The following is a 1,136-nucleotide window of genomic DNA, read 5'->3' as shown; positions in this document are numbered from 1 at the left end:
CGTAATAGATCCGCTCGACCATCAGCGCGGCCGCGATCGCGAAGATCGGCCCCTCGATCCGCGCGAGATTGCGCAGATCGAGCACCGAGTTCCAGGCGCGCCTGATGGCGATCGCGTTCACGAATGCGCAGCCGCAGGCAAGCACCAGCACGACATGGCTCGCCAGGGTCACCGCCGACCAATGCAGTCCCATGGGCTTACCTGATGCGCTTGGACGCCTTGATCCGGCCGTAGATCGCGCCGACGCCGCACCAGGTCCAGGGCGACACGCACCAGAGCGGCCTGGTCGGCCGGCGAGACCGCGTAGCCGAGCAGCCCCAGAGCGCCCGCGGCGAGCGCTGCGCCGCCGCCCCAGATCGTCTTGCTCGCGAAGATGGATTTGCTGTCGTGAAACATCTGTTTTCCTTCAGGTTCGTCCGGGATCAAGCCGATCACGTTGGGATTGAAGCTGGGCCAGCGGCGCAGGTTGAGCCCCGAATGCGCGCGCACCTGAACCAGCGCGTCACCGGCCGCGTGATCGAAGCCCTCGGGCGGCGGGATATCTCCCGGCTCCTCGCGGCCAAGGATGCGGGCGCGGATGGCCTCGAGGGGAAAGAGCGGGTTGGCATCGATCTTGCGCCCTGGTGAGACATACCAATGCGCGCGGATGTCCTTCAGGGTCGGAATGCCCGCAAAAAGCGCGCCGAGGAGCCCGATCACCGCCGTGATCTGTTCGGGCGTGTAATCCATCCACAGGCCAGCGCCATGCTCGGGCGTCTGGGCGGCGCGGATGCCATACGCCTCGTTATCGTACAGCTTGCCGGGATTGACGATCTCGATCCCGATCGAGAAATCGTTCACCCCGCGCCGCCCGTGATAATGCGAGCGGCCGGCATGGCCGGCGCGGCGGTTCGTGGGCACCTGCTGGACGATCTCGCCACCCCGCTCGACCACGAAATGCACCGACACGCCGGCATCGTTCTGCGCCAGATAGCGCGCCGCATTACCCGCCTCGAGCCTTCCGGCGGTGTCGTGCACGACCACGAGCTCGGGCACGATCGGCCCGCCGATGTTGCGGGCGGGGGTCATGGGGATCGATGCGATGTGATGGTGTTCGAGGCGCATTGCCGACCTTTCGGATGTTGATCCGAACCTGT

Annotated in this window: 2 protein-coding genes; both read right to left on the bottom strand. The window is 66.3% G+C overall.

The features are described from left to right. On the bottom strand, nucleotides 1-193 hold a 193-nt coding region (locus PMES_RS16245; RefSeq protein WP_159966760.1), incomplete at its 3' end, for a hypothetical protein. Further along, nucleotides 169-1,136: N-acetylmuramoyl-L-alanine amidase (locus PMES_RS16240; protein ID WP_236549856.1), on the bottom strand; the 968-nt coding region annotated here is incomplete at its 5' end. The genes PMES_RS16240 and PMES_RS16245, both read right to left, overlap by 25 nt.

The sequence above is a fragment of the Profundibacterium mesophilum KAUST100406-0324 genome (assembly GCF_009835145.1).
In the GTDB taxonomy this organism is placed as follows: Bacteria; Pseudomonadota; Alphaproteobacteria; order Rhodobacterales; family Rhodobacteraceae; genus Profundibacterium; species Profundibacterium mesophilum.
This window is presented reverse-complemented; position numbering and strand designations above follow the sequence as displayed.